14 protein-coding genes are annotated in these 17,486 nt (G+C 58.5%); 1 reads left to right on the forward strand and 13 read right to left on the reverse strand.

The genetic code is table 11. The annotated features are described in order from the left end of the window. Window positions 1–283: 283 nt before the first annotated feature. From V6765_RS17750 to tssM, 13 genes are all read right to left on the reverse strand, one after another. A complete protein-coding gene (locus V6765_RS17750) occupies window positions 284–688 on the reverse strand; it encodes a PAAR-like domain-containing protein (RefSeq protein ID WP_448431200.1) in 405 nt (134 codons plus the stop codon). Then, a complete protein-coding gene (locus tag V6765_RS17755; RefSeq protein WP_448431202.1) occupies window positions 685–1,770 on the reverse strand; it encodes a DUF2169 family type VI secretion system accessory protein in 1,086 nt (361 codons plus the stop codon). Before V6765_RS17755 ends, V6765_RS17750 begins: the two co-directional genes overlap by 4 nt. Next, window positions 1,770–3,455: a lipase family protein gene (locus V6765_RS17760; protein WP_448431521.1), complete on the reverse strand. Its 1,686-nt coding sequence runs from the start codon at window positions 3,453–3,455 to the stop codon at window positions 1,770–1,772. Before V6765_RS17760 ends, V6765_RS17755 begins: the two co-directional genes overlap by 1 nt. Then, on the reverse strand, window positions 3,445–4,377 hold the full coding sequence (locus V6765_RS17765; RefSeq protein ID WP_448431204.1) for a hypothetical protein: 933 nt from the start codon (window positions 4,375–4,377) through the stop codon (window positions 3,445–3,447). The genes V6765_RS17760 and V6765_RS17765 overlap by 11 nt, the downstream gene beginning before the upstream one ends. Next, a complete protein-coding gene (locus V6765_RS17770) occupies window positions 4,364–4,636 on the reverse strand; it encodes a hypothetical protein (protein WP_448431206.1) in 273 nt (90 codons plus the stop codon). The genes V6765_RS17765 and V6765_RS17770 overlap by 14 nt, the downstream gene beginning before the upstream one ends. Continuing rightward, window positions 4,626–5,564 (reverse strand): hypothetical protein, encoded by a 939-nt coding sequence (locus tag V6765_RS17775; protein ID WP_448431208.1) that lies wholly within the window; start codon window positions 5,562–5,564, stop codon window positions 4,626–4,628. The genes V6765_RS17770 and V6765_RS17775 overlap by 11 nt, the downstream gene beginning before the upstream one ends. After that, complete coding sequence (locus V6765_RS17780; protein ID WP_448431210.1) at window positions 5,561–7,033, reverse strand: hypothetical protein; 1,473 nt, start codon at window positions 7,031–7,033, stop codon at window positions 5,561–5,563. Before V6765_RS17780 ends, V6765_RS17775 begins: the two co-directional genes overlap by 4 nt. After that, window positions 7,023–7,898: a hypothetical protein gene (locus V6765_RS17785; RefSeq protein WP_448431212.1), complete on the reverse strand. Its 876-nt coding sequence runs from the start codon at window positions 7,896–7,898 to the stop codon at window positions 7,023–7,025. The genes V6765_RS17780 and V6765_RS17785 overlap by 11 nt, the downstream gene beginning before the upstream one ends. 8 nt (window positions 7,899–7,906) lie before the next feature. Then, complete coding sequence (locus V6765_RS17790; RefSeq protein WP_448431214.1) at window positions 7,907–9,973, reverse strand: type VI secretion system Vgr family protein; 2,067 nt, start codon at window positions 9,971–9,973, stop codon at window positions 7,907–7,909. Further along, window positions 9,970–10,422 (reverse strand): hypothetical protein, encoded by a 453-nt coding sequence (locus tag V6765_RS17795; protein ID WP_448431216.1) that lies wholly within the window; start codon window positions 10,420–10,422, stop codon window positions 9,970–9,972. The genes V6765_RS17790 and V6765_RS17795 overlap by 4 nt, the downstream gene beginning before the upstream one ends. A 130-nt stretch (window positions 10,423–10,552) precedes the next feature. Continuing rightward, window positions 10,553–11,068, reverse strand: a complete 516-nt coding sequence (locus V6765_RS17800; protein ID WP_448431218.1) for an Hcp family type VI secretion system effector — start codon at window positions 11,066–11,068, stop codon at window positions 10,553–10,555. 513 nt (window positions 11,069–11,581) lie between these two features. After that, window positions 11,582–12,979, reverse strand: a complete 1,398-nt coding sequence (locus tag V6765_RS17805; RefSeq protein WP_448431220.1) for a type VI secretion system domain-containing protein — start codon at window positions 12,977–12,979, stop codon at window positions 11,582–11,584. A gap of 19 nt (window positions 12,980–12,998) precedes the next feature. Further along, window positions 12,999–16,541 (reverse strand): type VI secretion system membrane subunit TssM, encoded by a 3,543-nt coding sequence (gene tssM / locus V6765_RS17810; protein ID WP_448431523.1) that lies wholly within the window; start codon window positions 16,539–16,541, stop codon window positions 12,999–13,001. Window positions 16,542–16,864: 323 nt separating this feature from the next. Here tssM and tssB point away from each other — a divergent pair, with 323 nt between their 5' ends. After that, complete coding sequence (tssB, locus tag V6765_RS17815) at window positions 16,865–17,458, forward strand: type VI secretion system contractile sheath small subunit (RefSeq protein WP_448431222.1); 594 nt, start codon at window positions 16,865–16,867, stop codon at window positions 17,456–17,458. Window positions 17,459–17,486: the final 28 nt, after the last annotated feature.

The raw sequence follows: 17,486 nt of genomic DNA on the forward strand, positions 1-17,486 counted from the left end.
CCGCATTGCCTGGCTGATGCGATAACAAGGTGTAGTCGCGCTGGGTATAGACGGTGGAGCGCAGCCGCTCATGCAAGGCGAAGCGGTTGCAGAACACGCCCTTCACCGCGCCGCCGGGATTGGCATTGTGACCGGTTCCCCGTTTTGTCCGCGTCTATGAGTTAGCCCTGTTAATTACGGACAATGTCCGGCTTTCCGTGAAGTCACAATCTTTGCGCACAAGATCAACGTGAACCGTCCAACGAACCTTTAACGGACAGCAGGATCGAGTGCGACAGCGCGCTCACGCATCGTCATAATTCAGCTTGCCGAGCGTGTTCGACGGCCCGTCGGGGCCGGCGCAGTTCATCTCGTAGACGCAATTGTCCTGCAGCACCTGATGGCCTTCGACGAGGAAGCTCGACTTGTTGGATTGCGGCCGGCACCAGCCGACGTTGACGCCGGACGAAACCCCGCCGCCGGTGCCCGGCTCGTTGCCGGTCACTTTCTCCGTGCGGCTTTCCATGGTGAAGGCCTGATCGCCGCCGAAGCCGGTGTTGGAGATCGTCTTCGTGCTCCATTCGAGCTTAGAGACAATCATATAGGGCACCGGCACCATTTTCGGGCCGCGCGGCGTCAGGCAGACGCAGGGCGAAAGACAGACGATACTGTTGGCCTTTCCTGTATTGCGGGCGGCACTGCGGCTCATGATGTCTCCTTTCTCAAGGCATGCGGCAGAACCTCGATCGCCGTCACATCGTCGGGGTTCTCGATCGCCATCCGCCAGACCAGCGTCATTTGATGTTTGCTCGGGTCCGGATCGGCGATGTCGCAATGGACGGTATCAAGCCGCATGACAAACCTGCGATCATCCGCGTTGTCATAACGCACTACAGCCTTCAGCCCGCCTTCCGGCAAAGAAAATCGGTAGGGCGCAGGGTCATGACGCATGCCGTGGACGGTGATCTGTTCCATGCCGGTGAGGAACGGCTTGAACTGCAGGGCCTGCGGCGCGGCATTCCAGAAGCCGTAATTGTAATCCTCAGGCATGCGCGGATGGCGCTCCCTCAGCCAGGCATCGTCAAACGTGCCGGCGAGCGCAAGCCGCGGTTGCCAGGATTTCGTCAGCGGGCCGAGACCGCAGACCGTCATCTCCGCACCCGGAGCCCAGGCGGCAAACTCGCCCGCAAGGCCGATCTGCGGCGCGGGCAATGCCTCGCCAGTCTCCAGCAGATAGTCGCTGACCAGGCCGCGCCCGACCGGGTTGAACACATGGGCGTCCTCGACCTCCTCATCGATCCTCGCCGTGCCGCCATAGGCGCGCTCGTAGACGAGCGGCACCTCGGTAGCCGGCGTCGCATCCGAAAGCCGCCAGCGCTTTCCGCCCTTTGCCGTCTCCGGCTCCATCAGCCTTTCGCCGAAGACATGAAAACCGTGGCTGCCGATAATCTCCGGCGCTGCGCCATCCTCCGCAGGCCGGGTGATATCGACCCGCACCGGCCAGCTCGCAAGCTGCTTTTCCTCCGGCGAGCGGGCAATGGCGGAAAAGGTCAGGTCAGTTTTCGGCTTGAACGGCGCGATCTCGCTTTCGGCTTTCAGCGACGAGACATTCGCCTCCCCCAAAAACACATCCGAGAGCGCCATCCCCGGCTGCGCCTTCGGCAACAACGCGCGTCTGCCCTCGTGGATTTCGAACACCGCCCGCACCACCAGCACCCCCATTTCACTGCCATCCAAATACCAGTGGCGGAAGAACAGGCATGGGAAAGGAAGCGAGATTTCGGGGATCATTACTCTGTATCCAGATATTGCTCGAAGGTCGCGATCACATAGTCCATACCGTGATAGGCCGATGACACTTCGAAGAGAGTCTGCAAGCAGGAAAATTCCAGGGCGAAGGTGACGAGCGCGGGTGCCACCACCGGAAGAACGACCTGTGCATCGAGGAAGCCTCTGTAGGCTTTGGCAACGGTCCTTGTTCGGTCCTGTGCCATCTTTCCAAGCAAGTCTCCGAAGGTGAACTTGTCATAAACCCAGGGCTGATAGGATGTGTTCGGACCGGGCGGCGGCACCCTGATCTTCGAATTGGCATTCACCGCGTCCTCCACCCAGCCGGGAATACGGGCGGAGAGAAGGTTGAGCGCCTGCACGGACGAGGTCGAGCTGTTGAGAATCCCGTCCAGCGCAAGGGTCAGACGAAAGTTATTGGCCGTTGCGGCTGGAAAGACGGTCTGCGCAGTGATCGGCCAGACGACGGGCAGTTCCGCGCCGCGTGCGGGCGGCTGCCAGGTGGGGATGATTTGCTGGCCGATACCGCCGGTCGGCAAGACGACAGGCCGCGTTTGCGGCGGATCGCCGGAGGGGCCGGGACTGATGCCTTTCCTCGGGACGAAATTGCCCGCCGGCGCGGGAAATCCGTCGATATTCGCCTCCGCCTTGGCCCATCGCAGAATGGCGCCGAGAAACGGCAATTGCCCGGCGCGGGTCTCGATCGTCGTCAGGATTTCATCGCGCACACCGAATGCATTGATCGTCGCCTCTCCGAGCGAGGCGGGCTTGACCGTTTCGGTATTGACGCCGGCGGGATTGAAGGTGTGGCAGAGGGTGGTGATGTCGGTGTGAAAGCGGTGCTCCACTGTTGTCGCTGCGGCACTTGCCAGCCCACCGCCGAGCGAATGGCCAGCGATATTTAACCGACGGTCCTTTCCGGGTTTGATTTTCTCGCGAGTAACTTTGATCCCGAAGTTTTTTGCGTTCTCATATTGTTTGCTCGGCTTCCCCAGCCCCTGCTCAACATTATTGGCCCAGTCGCCATTCGGCCCGCCGAGAAAGATCAGTTGCAGGCTGGCCTGATACGGAACGCCCAACAGCCGGAACGCGCCAGAACTGTTCAAAAGCGTGATGGGAATGAAGTTGTCGGCGATCAGTTCCTTTCGGCTCTTGCCCTTCAGCCGCTTGTCCATGGCAAACATGATCTCGCCGCCGGGATACTGCTTTTCAAGCACTTCCTGAAGATCGATCACCGGGGTCTCGCCCGCGCCATGCATGATCTTGAGGAGGATGCAAAAGGCGAAATCGCGCATTTCATCGAAATCGGTCCCCCGAAACACCAGCGTCGGCGGGCAGACATCGGTCTTGCTGTTCGGGTCGTAACTTTTCACCTTGTAGAGCTTGGCGACAAGCCCGGTAATGGCCTGTTCGTTCAGGTGATCCCATTCTTCCCAGTTTTTTTCCGCCTCGGCGATCTTGTCGGGATAGAGCGTCGAGAAACCACCAGTCGGCGGCGGGTCCTTGTAGATCAGCTTGCACAGATAGGCCGCCTGCCGCCGACAGGTCTTCGGGTTGCCGTGCCCGCGGATCACGGTGGTGTTGGCCGTATCCGGGGGGATGGGCGGAATATCGATCTTAGGCGGGATGATATTGTCGGTGTCCCGCAAAGGCGGAATCTTGACCACATGCTGCTGGTCATTTGGCATTCTCAACCTCCTTCCAGGGGATTGGTCCGCCGAATATGTCTTGCGTGTTCTGATCCGGAGGATAGTTGGGAAACCTCTTAAGTACGCGCAGCGCGATATCGCGATACTCCCTGCTAACCTTATCTTTTCTTTGAGTATATCCTGCGATGGCATTCATGAAGTTCTGCAACTTCAGCATTGAAACATTGCTGAAATAACCTTGATCGAGTAGCCAATTCATAAGTTTGAATGACTCGTTTGTGCCCGACATATCCCCGATGGTACTTATAGCCGTTTCACCTGATTTGTCTTCAGCCCAAGGATCCGCCCCAGCCTTCAGCAGGATTTTGACGCCGTCATAATTGCCGATCAGTCCGACTTGTTCGACAAGCCAGTTCCCTTGATCGCCCGGAAGCTGCACATTCGCCTTGCCTCCATGCTTGAGATAGCTCTCGATCATGCGGTTTTCGAAATCGAAGCCCTGCACGGGCCCGGAACTCGGGCCGGGCATTGTCAGATAATAAACAAAATTTCTGGCGGAGCCTGTCGACGGCCGGTCAATCAGATAGGGATCGGCACCCGCGGCCAGAAGTGTGTCGATCGCCTGAAGGTTATGGGCGCCGAGCGCCAGAAACAGCAGGGTGATCTCGTCGCCATAGCGCTGGTCGACGCCGTCCGGCAGCGCCTTCACCTCGGCCTCGGAAATCACATCACCCCGCTCGATCTTTTGCGCCAGACGATAAGGCTCCTCGCCATAGGGCAGGATCAACCTGTTGGAAAGCGGCGTATCCGGAGAACTCTCGATCATGTCCTGCTCCGTTCGATAGGTTTCGTATTTGCCATAGCCCCACCAGACGAGTGGCGTGACGATAACGGCAAAGGCCACGAAAACGATGACGTAAAACCGCCGGATCGAAGCTTGCTTCTTGTCAGGCGTGGTCATCGGTGAAACTCCAATGCCTCTGGGCGATCTTGTCCGGATAAAGCGTTGAAAAACCACCCGTTGGCGTCGGGTCCTTGTAGATCAGCTTGCACAGATAGGCCGCCTGCCGGCGACAGGTCTTCGGATTGGCATGTCCGTGGATCACCGTGGTGTTGGGCGTATCCGGAGGGATGGGCGGGATGTTGATCTTCGGCGGGGTGATATTGTCTGTGTCCCGCATCGGAGGAATCTTGACGACGAAATCCTTGTCAGTCGGCATTCTCCACCTCCTTCCACGGGATCGGTCCGCCAAAGATGTCTTGCGTGTTCTGGTCGGGAGGGTAGTCGGGATTGCGTTTCAGAACTCGAAGAGCGGTTTGCTGTATTTCCTCGCTAATCTTGTCACCACGCTGGGTATAAGCAGCAAGATATCTCATGAATTTCTGCAGCTTTCCCATCATTGGGCTGTTGAGATAACCTTGCTGAATGAGCCAATTGATAAAATCAATCGCGCCTGTATCTGCCGATGATATTGCTAGCGTACTCATCAACGTATCCTTGGCAGCATTTTCCGCCCAAGGGTCCGCACCGGCTTTCAGCAAGATCTTCACACCCTCATAATTGCCGATCAGTCCGACTTGTTCGACAAGCCAGTTCCCTTGATCGCCCGGAAGCTGCACATTCGCCTTGCCTACATGCTTGAGATAGCTCTCGATCATGCGGTTTTCGAAATCGAAGCCCTGCACGGGCCCGGAACTCGGGCCGGGCATTGTCAGATAATAAACAAAATTTCTGGCAGAGCCTGTCGACGGCCGGTCGATCAGATAGGGATCGGCATCTGCGGCCAGCAACGTGTCGATCGCCTGGAGATTATGGGCGCCGAGCGCCAGAAACAGCATGGTGATCTCATCGCCATAGCGTTGGTCGACGCCCTCGGGCAGCGCCTTCACGTCCGCCTCTGAAATCGCTTCGCCGCGCTCGATCTTCTGCGCCAGACGATAAGGCTCCTCGCCATAGGGCAGGATCAGCCTGTTGGAAAGCGGCGTATCTGGAGAGCTATCGATCATGCCCTGCTGCGCTAAATAATGTGCATACCTTTCCATGCCCCACCACGAAAGCGGGATGACAACCACAGCAAAGGTCACGAAAACCACCGCGTAAAATCGCCGGATCGAGGCACGACTCTTGTAAGGGGCGAGTGGGATCATGGCGACGAACCCTTCTCGAGAAGACGATGTTCGTAGGCGGCGATTACATAATCCATGCCGTGATAGGCAAACGACTCTCCTGCGATTTTCTGAAGAGCCGAGAGTTCATCTTGTGCGCTTCCCATCCAGAGGTCGCCTTCCTCCTCATACGTCTCAAGCGTGCCGGACTTCCCGCTCTTTTCCATTTCCTTTTTGGCTTTAGCGCGATAGTTGCTGTCGAGATAATCGATCAGCTTGCGCATGGCTGGAACGGGGGCGGCGGAAGACGCCAACAGATTGTTGAGGGTAGTGATCGTCGCGAAGTCGTTGGGGCGCGGCAGAACCAGTGTTTCCTGCGAAAGCGGCCAGAGAACGGGCAGCGGCTTGGCATCGGGGATGTCTTCCGTCAGCTCATAAGGCGGCATGGGAATGGGGTTGCCAAGCGCGGACGGCAGACCGGTCTCGTTTATTTCCGCCTTTGCCCAGTTGAACACCGTCCCGATAAAGGGGATCGTGCTGGCCTTGCTTTGCAAGGTCGTTAGGATTTCGCCCCCGACGTAAAAGGCATTGACGCTGGCGCCAGTGGCCGGAGCGATGGTGTTGGGGTGAACCCCGGCTGCGTTGAAGGTTGTGCCGTGAATATCGATACTAGGGTAGTTACGCTCCAAAACGGCACAGGTTGCGGCAGCAAGCCCTCCGCCAAGCGAATGACCAGCCACTTCAAGGCGTTGGTCTGTTGTTGTTTTAATTTTCGTCTCGACAACTTTCCCCCCAAAGTCCATTGCCTCAGTGTATTGCGCGCTCGGACGCCCTAAACCTTGATTGATATTATTGTACCAATCGCCATTCTCCTTCGCGAAATATTCCAGCGTCAATTCGACCTTGATCGGGAGCTTGAATCCCCATGATGTGACTTTCGGATAGATCGTATCGGTATCCTTTATCAGCACGATGGGTGTAGAACCTGATGCGATCAATTGATGACGCACGCCAAGCCCCTTTGAAATATGGAAATTCGGTTTCTCGTCATTCAGCAGGATGAAGCGCGTGAACAGGCCAGCAAGGTGCAAGGTGATGCCGCAGGACAGGCCGCGCAGGTCATCCGCGTCCGTGCCGCGAAACACCAGCGTTGGCGGGCAGACATCGGTTTTCTTGCCCGGATCATAGCCCTTGACCTTGTAAAGACGCGCCACGAGGCCACTCTTTTGCTGGTAGTTCAGGTTGTCCCAAGGTTCCCAGTGCTTATCGACCTTCGCCATCTCCTTCTCGAATACTGTATAGAACCCACTGGAAGGTGGCGGGTCCTTGTAGATGAATTTGGACAAATAGCAGGCTTGCCGCCAGCACGGCTTCCAGGACGCGCGACCATGAACAGCGGTCGTGTTGGGCGTGTCCGGGGGGATGGGCGGAATATCGATCTTCGGCGGGGTAATATTGTCTGTATCCCGCATCGGCGGGATCTTCACCACGAAGTCCTTGTCAGTCGGCATCTTGCACCTCTTGCCACGGGATGGGGCCGGCGAAGAGATCCTGTGTGTTCTGGTCGGGAGGATAGTCTGGATTGCGCTTCAAGACGCGAAGGGCGATTTGTTGATTTGCGAGGCTGATCGCATCGCCTCTTTGTTCATAGCCAGCGAGTGACCGCATGAAAGCTTGTAGTCTCGGCAACTCAACGTCCTTGAAAGTTCCCTGCTCTATCAAATAGTTCAAAAACCTTACGGCGTTTTTGTTATATTTGCGGGCAACTTTCACCATTGCCGTATCTCCACTATTATCCTCCGCCCAAGGATCGGCCCCGGCTTCGAGCAGAATTTTGACACCCTGGTAATTTTCGTTGAGCGCAACCTGCTCTATCAGCCATTCTCCTCCGTCGCCGAGAAGCTGAACATTGGCCTTGCCGCCATGTTTGAGATAGCTTTCGATCATCCGGTTTTCGAAATCGAAGCCCTGTACCGGCCCCGTGCTTGGCCCCGGAAGTGTGAGATAGTAGACGAAATTACGCTCCGAGCCGCTCGGGGGATGATCGACCATATAGGGGTCGGCGCCAGCCGCCAGCAGCGTGTCAATAGCTTGCAGATTGTGCGCTTTGAGAGCTAGGAACAGGAATGTGATCTCGTCGCCATAACGCTTGTTGGCGCCGCCCGATAGCGCCTCAACGTCGCGCGCGCTGATATGCTCGCCGCGCTCGATCCTCTGCGCTAGATGGTAGACATCCTCGCCATACGGCTTGAACAGCCGGTCGGTGGTGTAGGTCGGTTCCGCATTCATATCCAAAATCCTTCCATAGCCCCAAAGCCCTGCGAGGATGACACAGGCGAGAACGGCAAATTTGATGAGAATCCGGCGGCGGGTCATGGCTTCACCTAGTTGACCTTTACGACATCGGACAGGAGCTTGATCAGCTGATCGACGTTGTGGCTCAGGTGTTTGCCGTTGATATGGATCGAGCCATCGGAATTGAGCACGATCACGCTGTCGCCGCTCTTCAGGAGAATCCGCTTGCCAGCGGTGATCATCAGTTCCTCGCCGACATCGAGATAGTAGCTCTTAAGGACATTGACGTTCTTTGTGTTCTGGACCAACTGAGAGTCATTATTGCCGATGCTCTCATTGCGGTTCTTCTCGATGCTGAGCTGCATCGACCCTTCGCCGGTCCCGGTTCCCTTTTCGCCAAGGCCATAGGGCGTTCCGGGAATGCCGTCGACCATCCTGTCGGCTCCAGTCGGCGTGAACATCCCCTTTTGCGTCGGCCCGACATAAAGCGCCATATCGCCGCCGATCACCTCGGTATGATTGTTCTCGACCTCGATGCCCTTGTTGTGGCCGACGGACTGGACCCAGTTGTTGTTGATGCGTTCGGAATGGTTGTTGTTGGTCTTTTCGTTGCGGTCCTTCTGTGAATGGACAAAGACTTCCTCGTGGTCCTTCTCGTCCTCGAAGCGCAGTTCGTTATAGCCATTTCCCTTGTGAGTCTGGCTCTTGATGGTCATGCGGGTCTTGTTTTCGGGCAGCTTGTAAGGCGGTTTGTTCATCGCGTTGTAGGTCCGTCCCGTGACGATCGGCTGGTCGGGGTCGCCTTCGAGGAAGTCGACGATGACTTCCTGGCCGATCCTCGGGATGGCCATGTGGCCCCAGGTGGCGCCAGCCCAGTTGTTGGCGACGCGGATCCAGCAGGAGGATTTGTCGTTCTGTTCGCCGCGATGATCCCACGGGAACCAGACCTTGATCCTTGCGAATTCGTCGCAATAGATTTCCTCGCCCTCCGGCCCGGTCACGCGGGCGATCTGCGGGCCATCGACCATCGGCTTTTTCGTCGTCGGCGGGCGATAGGGCAGACGCGCGGGCATGGCGGAAAAGCTTGCCGAATAGGTCGTGGCGCCGGAGCCAGCCTCTTCCTTCAAGGCCTGCGGCTGTTCGCCGCTGTGGCTGACGGAAAGCAGATGCCAATCGATATTGCAGGCCTTGTTCGGATGGTCCGTCAGCGCCATGCGGAAGCCCGGCATCAGATGGATGGCGTTGGTCTGGCCATCGGCCGTGGTGGCGTCGGTGCGGGTTGCCTCCATCCGATATTTCGTGAACGGTTTGCCGGCCACATCGCGCTTGTAGCGGCCCGGATAGTCGTAAAGCGCATAGTCGCGCTTGGCGCCGTTATCCTCCTGCCGCTCGGCCTTGTGCTCCTGAGTATAGGGCGGGTTCTTGAAGGTGTAGTCGCGCTGGGTATAGACGGTGGAGCGTAGCCGCTCGTGAAAGGCGAAGCGGTTGCAGAACACGCCCTTCACCGCGCCGCCGGGATTGGCGTTGTATTCCAGCTCCGGCAGGTCGGGCAGCTTGCCGACGATCTGCGGCATGTCGATGAAGTGAAGCGTGTGCTGGCCGTTCTCGCCATAGGTAAAGTAGTACCAGATGCCTTCCTCGGCCGCGATCCGCTCGGCAAAGGCCAGATGCGTCTCGCGATACTGGACGCAATATTCGCGCGCCACATGCTCGCCCGCCATGTGCCACTGCACATCCTCGACGCCGTTTTCCTTCAGGATTTCGCGGATGATGTCGGGCACGGTCTTCTGCTGGAAGATGCGGCAGTCCGAACCATGGTCGAGCCGGTGCAGCATCGGCAAAAGCGTGACGGTGTAGAAGGTGCGGTGAAAGCCCTCATCGGCCCGCGCGATCTCGGCGATCACGCCGGAGAGGTGCCGGATACCGGCATATTTGTGGTGGATGGTGAGCGTCGCCGGCGTGTCGAGCAGGGCATTGAGGTCGATATCCGGGTCCTCGGAGACCAGCTCGATATCCACTTGCGTCAGGCCGAACAGCTTTTCCCGCGCTTCAAAACCATGCACCAGGAATTGAGCATCTTTCAGCGCCGGGGCTTCGAAGGTGAAGGCGATGTCCTGGTTCTGATAGAGAGCCGGTATGTCCATGATCGCGTTCATGAAGACCTCCTGTTGCCTATCCTGTCGGCCCGGGGCCGCTGATCTGTGCGCGGCGCCGGGGCCCGTGGCCTCGCCTCCGCCGTTCTTGCTGCGACCACCTCGGGCAATGCCGTTGCAGCGGTAGCCTTGCGGGCCGCGCGGCGTTCGTTTTCGGCAAGCAGCGAATGGTCGGCAAAGCGGTCGAGGAAGCTGATGCCGGGGTCGAGTTCATCCGCGGAAGAAGCGGCGTGCACGCGATGCGACACGGCGCCACGCCCGCCGATCGCGACACCGACCACGCCGCGTTCGCCGGAAACATCGAGCGATGCGCCTGAGGGGACGGCTGCTTCCCGGGCGCTTTCGGCGGTCTCACTGCGGCTACCTCCGGTGCGGCGCAGACGCCCGTGCTGCCAGAGCCCCAGCAGAAAATCGCGGGCTTTTCGGGTTTTCCCGACGGCGTAACGCAACATGTTTGCCTCCTGTCTCGCGGATGCCGTCACCTCAATAAGGCGCATATCCACAGAGATAATTACCTATGATTGTGGCTTCAGACGCACCTCCGGAGCCATTTTACCCCGGAGATGCTTGTCGCCTGCCCGATCAGGCGGCCGGCGCGCGCCAGTCGTCGGAGCCGGATGTGCCCGAGGCCGTGTGTTCCCAGGTGATCTTGCGGTAGGAAAGCTCCACCTTCACCAGCTGGGTAAAGTCAGCATTCTTCGGGTCCTGGCAATGCGGCAGGGTGCAGTCCATGTCGGTCACCAGCGCGTCTTCCAGCGTGGTGGTGAAGAAGTGCTCCTGCTTGCCGGCGGTGTTGGTGCGGTACCATTTGACATCGCATTTGGTCAGCATCTCGCCGGTGCACAGCGCGTTATAGAGCAGCGGCACGGCCTTGTTCAGCGTGCAGGTGAACTTGAACGGCGTGTGCACGCGCTGGCCGGCCGGCTGGCCCGACTGCGGGTCGCGGGGAATGACGACGGTGTGGTCGATGGCCTGGACCATGACCTCGTCCTCATGGCCTTCCTGCCAGACATTGCCGACCGAATCCTCGGTAAAGGCGCCTTGGGTGATCGGGCCCTGCGTTGCGCCCTCGATCGTGATATAAGCGGGTGTGGGCATGGGTTACTCCTGCCTGTTCTAGAGACGTCTGCCGGACTTTTGCCTTGCGCAATGGACGGACGGAAAACCGGTCTTCCTGCCATTGCGCCTGTCGCCAAACATGCAAGATTCGGCAGACGTCTTCTTTTCCGTGTTCTCAAATGCCGCGGCACCATGCCGTTGGCGGGTTCAGGCCCGTCAGCGGCAAACCGCGGCGGGCAAGCCTTATCTTGCATAAACCGTGCCAGAGGCGGTAACTCTGAATAAAAAAACGAAAGTATACTGATATTAAAAGGATATTTTTATCGCAATGAGTAACAACATGCCCATATGAGCGAGTATTTATGTAAGTGAACCCAAGACGCTTCGGCCAAAAATGGCCGGGAAAAGTACGGACATAATGCCAAAATCCGGCATAACCCTTTGATCCAGAAGCGCGAATCCGTCTCGGCCAAAAATGGCCAGGCTCGGCCATTTTTGGCCAGTACCGTTGAGTACCAAAATTTCTGTTTTGATTCAAAACCTTATCGCTCTTCATTTTCTGAACTTCTCCAGCCTTCGGAAAAGCTCCGGGTCCCATTCCCTGACGCCGATGCCTTCTGCCGCCCGTTCGAGGCGGATGGCCTGATCGGCGGTGATCGCGGCAAAACCGGAGGCTGCCAGCATCTCCAGCGTTGCAAGCTCCAGAAAGGCGCGCATGCGCGGTGATGGGGCCTGCCGATAATTTTTATCCCATTCGCTGGCCTTAGCGGGATCCGCCGCCATGCTCTCAAGCGTCGGCATCTCCACGCCGAGGTTTTCCTGGGAAGGCTCGTCCCCGCCCTGCAGCCGGGTCATTGCTGCATGCCCGGCAAGCTGACCGAGGGTCGTCAGGTCCTCGATCGCGACAAGTGGCTGGCCGTCAAGGAAGTTAAGGTCCGTCAGCACCGGCAGGCGCGCCAGAAAATGACGCGTTTCCGCGGCGATGGACGCAGTTGCGGCGGAGCGCCCGCATTTTTGCGCCAGTCGCGCGGCGATAACATGCCCGCCGATCCAGAAGGGCAGAGATTGAAGCGTTCGCTCCAGCCGTTTGGCAAGCGCCGGGTCATCCGGATTTTCGCGCAATGCGGTCTCATAACGCTCGACGCTTTCGATGGAGACCGGCGGAACGATGGTGTTCCGCCCCTCCTTGATCGGTGGCGGCGCGGTCACGTCGAGCCAGGTCACGTGCCGGCGCAGAAGATAGGAGACGGGTGCTGACGGATCGAGATCGAACAGAAGATCGGCAAGCTCTCCAGCCTGGCGGCGCAGAAGCCGGAAATCGACCGCCGTTGAAGAAGGAGGCTCAGTCTGCCTCGCCTCCGCCGTCTTGCTGTTCGTCCGTGAAGCGGGTTGAGCCTGGGCTTTGGCGCCCTCGCCGCGATCCGCGGTCACCCCATCGGCATCACTGGCCAGCCGGTCGAGAAAGCTCGAAATCGCCCGTGACTGTCCTGCCTCCTGCACCGCCTCGTTCTCGCCAAGCAGCCGTAAGCTCACGGTCAGTTCCTCGGCCAGCACGCCGGCCGGCCCGGGCGGCTCATCGCGCAGCAGGAAGCCCATCAGCCGGGTCAGAACCGATTGAAACTGTGCCTTCTTCGCAGGCCGCCGCTGCGATTCTTCCAGCCTCAGAAAGGCGTTCAGCCCCTCAAGACAGGCAAGCAGGTTCTCGCGATCGCGGCTTGAAAACCTGGCCAGACAGATGGCCTCGACCAGCCGGATATCCTTGGCATTGCGGGCGAGAAGCCGTGCGGCCGCCTCTTCGACGCCCTGCCAGTCGACAGAGGCCTGACTGGGCGTGCCGCGGCGGATCAGTGCGTCGCCGATCACATCATAGGCCGGCAGGTCCTCGATGTCGCCATCATAGGGATCCGCAAGCGTGGCGCTGATCGCCTCCAGAAAGCACTCGTTCGCCATCGGTCTCTCCTGCCCGCGGTCACAGACGAGCGGGCAAAACGAGATCCGCGAGCGGATCCTGCCGGGCCGGGTTCTTCTGCCCCTGCTGGGTGATCGTGTAGCTCGCGGTACCGCCGCCGACGTCGAACTCGACCACCATGCCATTGGCATCATAATTGACGATCTTGCCGGAGTTCAGAAGCCTGTAGCCCGACCACGGCCCGCTGAAGGACATGGTGCGCGGCTTGCCGCCGCCGCTTGGAAACAGCGTCAGCACGCTTTCGGCCTTTTTCGAAAGTTCGTTCGGCCAGATGATGCGCACCGGAAAGCGCGGTCCGTGCGAATAGGGCACGAGCTGGCCTTCGACATTCATGACCGAGCGGCCGAAGCGTCCGGACAGGCCTTTCGGCTCCACGGTGTAGTTCACGCCAAGCGCGCCGTCATTGCTGAAATAGGTATCCTGCAGGGCCAGCGCCTTCTTCAGCTGCAACAGGAATTCCGGGTTGATGACAAGGCTTTGCCCGTCAATCACCTTCGGCTTGCCGGTCGCCTCGTCGATGAAGAGAGTCAGGTTGTCGTTGTAGAAATTCTCGATCTTGCCGTTCGGGCCGAAGAAGTCGGTGAATTCCTTGAGCGGCACATCCTCCTGAGCGTCCATGGTGAAGGGATAGCGGGTCGCCAGCGAAAGATTGTATTCGCCGTAGACATCGTCGTTCCAGGCGCGCTGAAGCTCTTCCTTGGCCTTGTCCAGCACCACCGCCCAGCTCTGGTCGGAAATGGTTGCGAAGAACCGGCTCATCGGTTCCGGCAGGTCGACGCCCTGGCGCTCGACCACATAGATCGGGTCGTCGCCCTCCAGCTTCACCCGCGCCTTGGCCTTGGCAAGCGCCATTTCGCCCGAGCGGTCGCCGGCCTGGCGAACCTCCTTGAGGTATTCGTAGAGCTTCGACAGCGAAGCCTCGAGGTCTTCAAGGTAGCTGCCCTTGTTGTCGCGCGGATCATCCAGCGCATCGAGCCGGGCAAAGGCGCGGTTGATGCGCATGCCCTGCTCCCGGTAAAGGTCGTAGGGCTGTTTGGCATCGGCTGCCTGATCCGGCGTCTGGGCGACGGTTTTCTCCTCATAGATCTGCGTCTGCGCCTTCACCAGCGCGATAAGCCGGGCGAAGGGATCGTCCGGCCCGGTGATTTCCTCAAGCACGTCCACGCCCTTGTCGAGGCTGCCGAAATCGACGATATCGAGGCGGTTCAGGGCGTTCGTCCAGGTATCGATATAATTGGTCGCATAGCGCTCGGCGACCTGCTTGCGGAACGCTTCCAGATCCTCCTGGGAATAGCTTACCGTATCGCGCTCGCCGGCCACCCAGGCATCTTCGATGGCAACGACGGAAAGCGCCTCGTTCTGCTTGACGAAAAAGTCGGTAAAGCCGGTCTTGGTGAAGAAGGGCGGGATTTCCACCGGTTCCGGCTTGCCGTTGGCATCGGCCGGCTGCTTGAAAATGATGTTGTAGGCCGGCCCGATCTCGTTTCTGAAGTTGACGGCCGACACGAGCTGGCTTTTGGCGAGCTGCTCGATATTGCGGTAGAGCCGCAGATCGCGCGGCACGGCGCGCAGATCCGCCTGCGCCGAGGCCACTTCGCTCTGGTTGAGCGGGACTTCGAGGTCGGCATCCTCAATGGCGAATTTCAGATGCGAGGAAAGGTCCTGCTGCGTCTGGTCGTCGCCGGTATAGAGCGTCTGCCAGACCTCGCCATACCATTCTTCCACCAGCGCATTGTTGCGTTTCGAGGTGTCGCCGAGCATCAGATAGATACGCAGATCCTCAAGGCGCTCATCGCCGTCGCGTGTGTCTTCCGCCTTGCCGAGCTTCACCACCTCCGCCTCGACGTAGCCTGCAAGATCGGGAAGGAAGCCGTCTTGCAACACGTCGATATAGGTCTTGTCGATGACCGGCCCGATCCTTCGCCCTTGCGACAGCGTCAGAAAGGACGGCACGACGCCCCAGCGGTCATAATTGCCGAAAATCGTCCCGGCCGAACGCAACGCATTCAGCGGCTTGAGGAAAGACTGGCCGGCGTCTGCCGCGTTTACGGCCCGCGTTTCGCCGTCCGCCTTGTAGGCCTTGGCGATGCTGACAACCTCGTCCATCTTGGCGCGGTTGCTTTCATAGGCCTGCCAGTAGAAGCCGACGAAACCGATGAACAGAACCGAGGCAGCAGCACCCGAGAGAATGAACCGCACCCGCTTGGAGCGCTCGAGGCGGATATTGTCGCCGGCAAGGCCTGCTTCCTCGAAGATCACGGACTTCAGCACATTGGCCGAGAAATAGTGCTTTGAGTGATCGCCATGGACGGCAAGTACGGGCGGACGGATCTCGTATTTCTGCGAGGCCGCCGTCAGGACGGCATTGAACGGAACGGCTTCCTGACGGCAGGAGGCCATGAAAACGCCGCGCACCAGCGGCGCCGTCGAGAACTTGTCCTGATGGAGGCTGGTTCCAAGGAATTCCCGGATCAGCATTTTCAGGCCGGAAAGCTGGCGCGTGAAGGTATAGAGTTTGCGCCGCGCTTCGGAAGAGTGCTGATCGGCGATACGGTCCAGCATCAGATTGTTGAGACGCTCGAGAAAACCGTCATAGGCCGCCTCGAATTCCTCCACCCAGCTGTCGCCGGATTTTTCCGAATAGACCGAGAAGGTAAAGCCGAAAGGTTCGGCACGTTGCGCCTTGGTGAGGCCCGATACGAATTCGTGAAAGCCGTCGAGGAGATCGAGCTTTGTCAAAATGACGTGCACGGTATAGCGCGTGCTGAGCGCTTCCGACATCTCCACCAGACGGGCGTGCAGAAGGGCGGCCTTGTTTTCACGCACTTCGGGCGAGGATTGAATGAGATCAACGAGATCGATGCAGACGATTGCGCCGTTGATCGGCCTGCGGGGCCTGTACTCGTTCAGCAAGCCCAGGAATTTGTCCCAGAGAAGCCGGGAAACATCGAGGACATTGTCGTCCTCACGGTTGCGCTGATGGGTCAGTAGCTGGCCGGCGACATCGAAGACGACGGCGTCATCCGTAACCCAGTAATCGACATCCTCGGTTTTGGTCACAGACTTGGCGTCTTCCTGCGAGAAGAGATGCGCCAGAGGAAACTTGAGATCGGACTCGACGATAAACGACGTCTTCCCGGCAGAGGGAAAGCCGAGCATCATATACCAGGGCAGTGAATAGACCGAGCGTTTCCCGCGCTTGCCATCGGAGCCGATCCAGTGCTTCGCAATGGCGGACATAGCGTTGCGGAAACTGCGGTCGAACGCATCGACGCGATCCTTCACCGGATCCCTCGGCGCCTTCGTCACCTCTTCTTCCGAGGCACGTTCCTGCCTGCGTCTGCTCACGGCGCCGAAGAGAAGATTGCTGACACCCCAGAAAAATATAATCGCGATAATTGCGATCAATCGGAACGTGACTGGCCCGAAAGGCTGGAAACCGTAGACCTTCAGCCGTGGTCCGACGAACCAGATAATAGCGCAAAGCGCGAAGGCGATGACCAGGCTGGCCATGCCATATGATTTTACTAGGCTTTTCAGCACCCGAAAAGAACCGCCTGAGAGAAATTTTACCAGCCTAAAGATTCGCTTCAAGGTTGCACTCCTGCGTACGCGCCATCTTAACCCTCAATATAAATTAAGTAATTTTATATATTAGCATAATATAATTTAGGATTTATCACGCATTACATCTTTGTATTCGATATTTTTCAAATCCCGACTTGTCAACCAAAGATACTATAGATAGTAATTAATACCACTTTTAGAGGTTACCTTAATTTGGGCGAATTTCGTCTGAATACCCGTAAAGGTCGTAGTCGAGCGCGTTTCCGACGGGCCTGAGTGAACACAGGAGGCAAGACAAAATGGCTGGAAAAGACAGTTCAGTCGCTCCCAAGGAGCGCATCAATATCCGTTACGTCCCTGCAACGGGTGACCAGCAGGAAGAGGTGGAACTGCCTCTCCGTCTCGTCATGCTCGGCGACTATCTGGGTCATGATGACGGCCTGCCGCTGGAAGAGCGCGAAATGCTCTCGGTGGACAAGAACAGCTTCGCCTCGGTGATGAAGGAGGCCGGACTGAAGCGCGATATGGAGGTGAAGGACACGCTCTCCGGCGACGAGGACGCGCGCCTTCGCACCACGCTTGAGTTCAAGAGCCTTGCGGATTTCTCGCCCGATGCCGTGGTGCGGCAGGTACCGGAGTTGCAAAAGCTTATCGAGCTGCGCGAGGCGCTTGTCGCGCTGAAGGGGCCGCTCGGCAACATGCCGGCCTTCCGTCAGCGTCTTGAACAGATCCTGGAAGATGAGGATGCCCGCAAGAAGCTCATGGAGGAGCTGCAGTCGATCGAAGCCCGCGAGGCGGAGAAACTGGCCGCAGCGCCGAAGCCCGATCTGGCCGGCAAGCCCGATGGCGATATCTCGGTCAAGGGCGACGATACCACAGGCGGCAAAGGCTGAAGACGTCCCCGTTTTCCTGAAGGAATAC

It is taken from the genome of Martelella sp. FOR1707, from assembly GCF_053484265.1.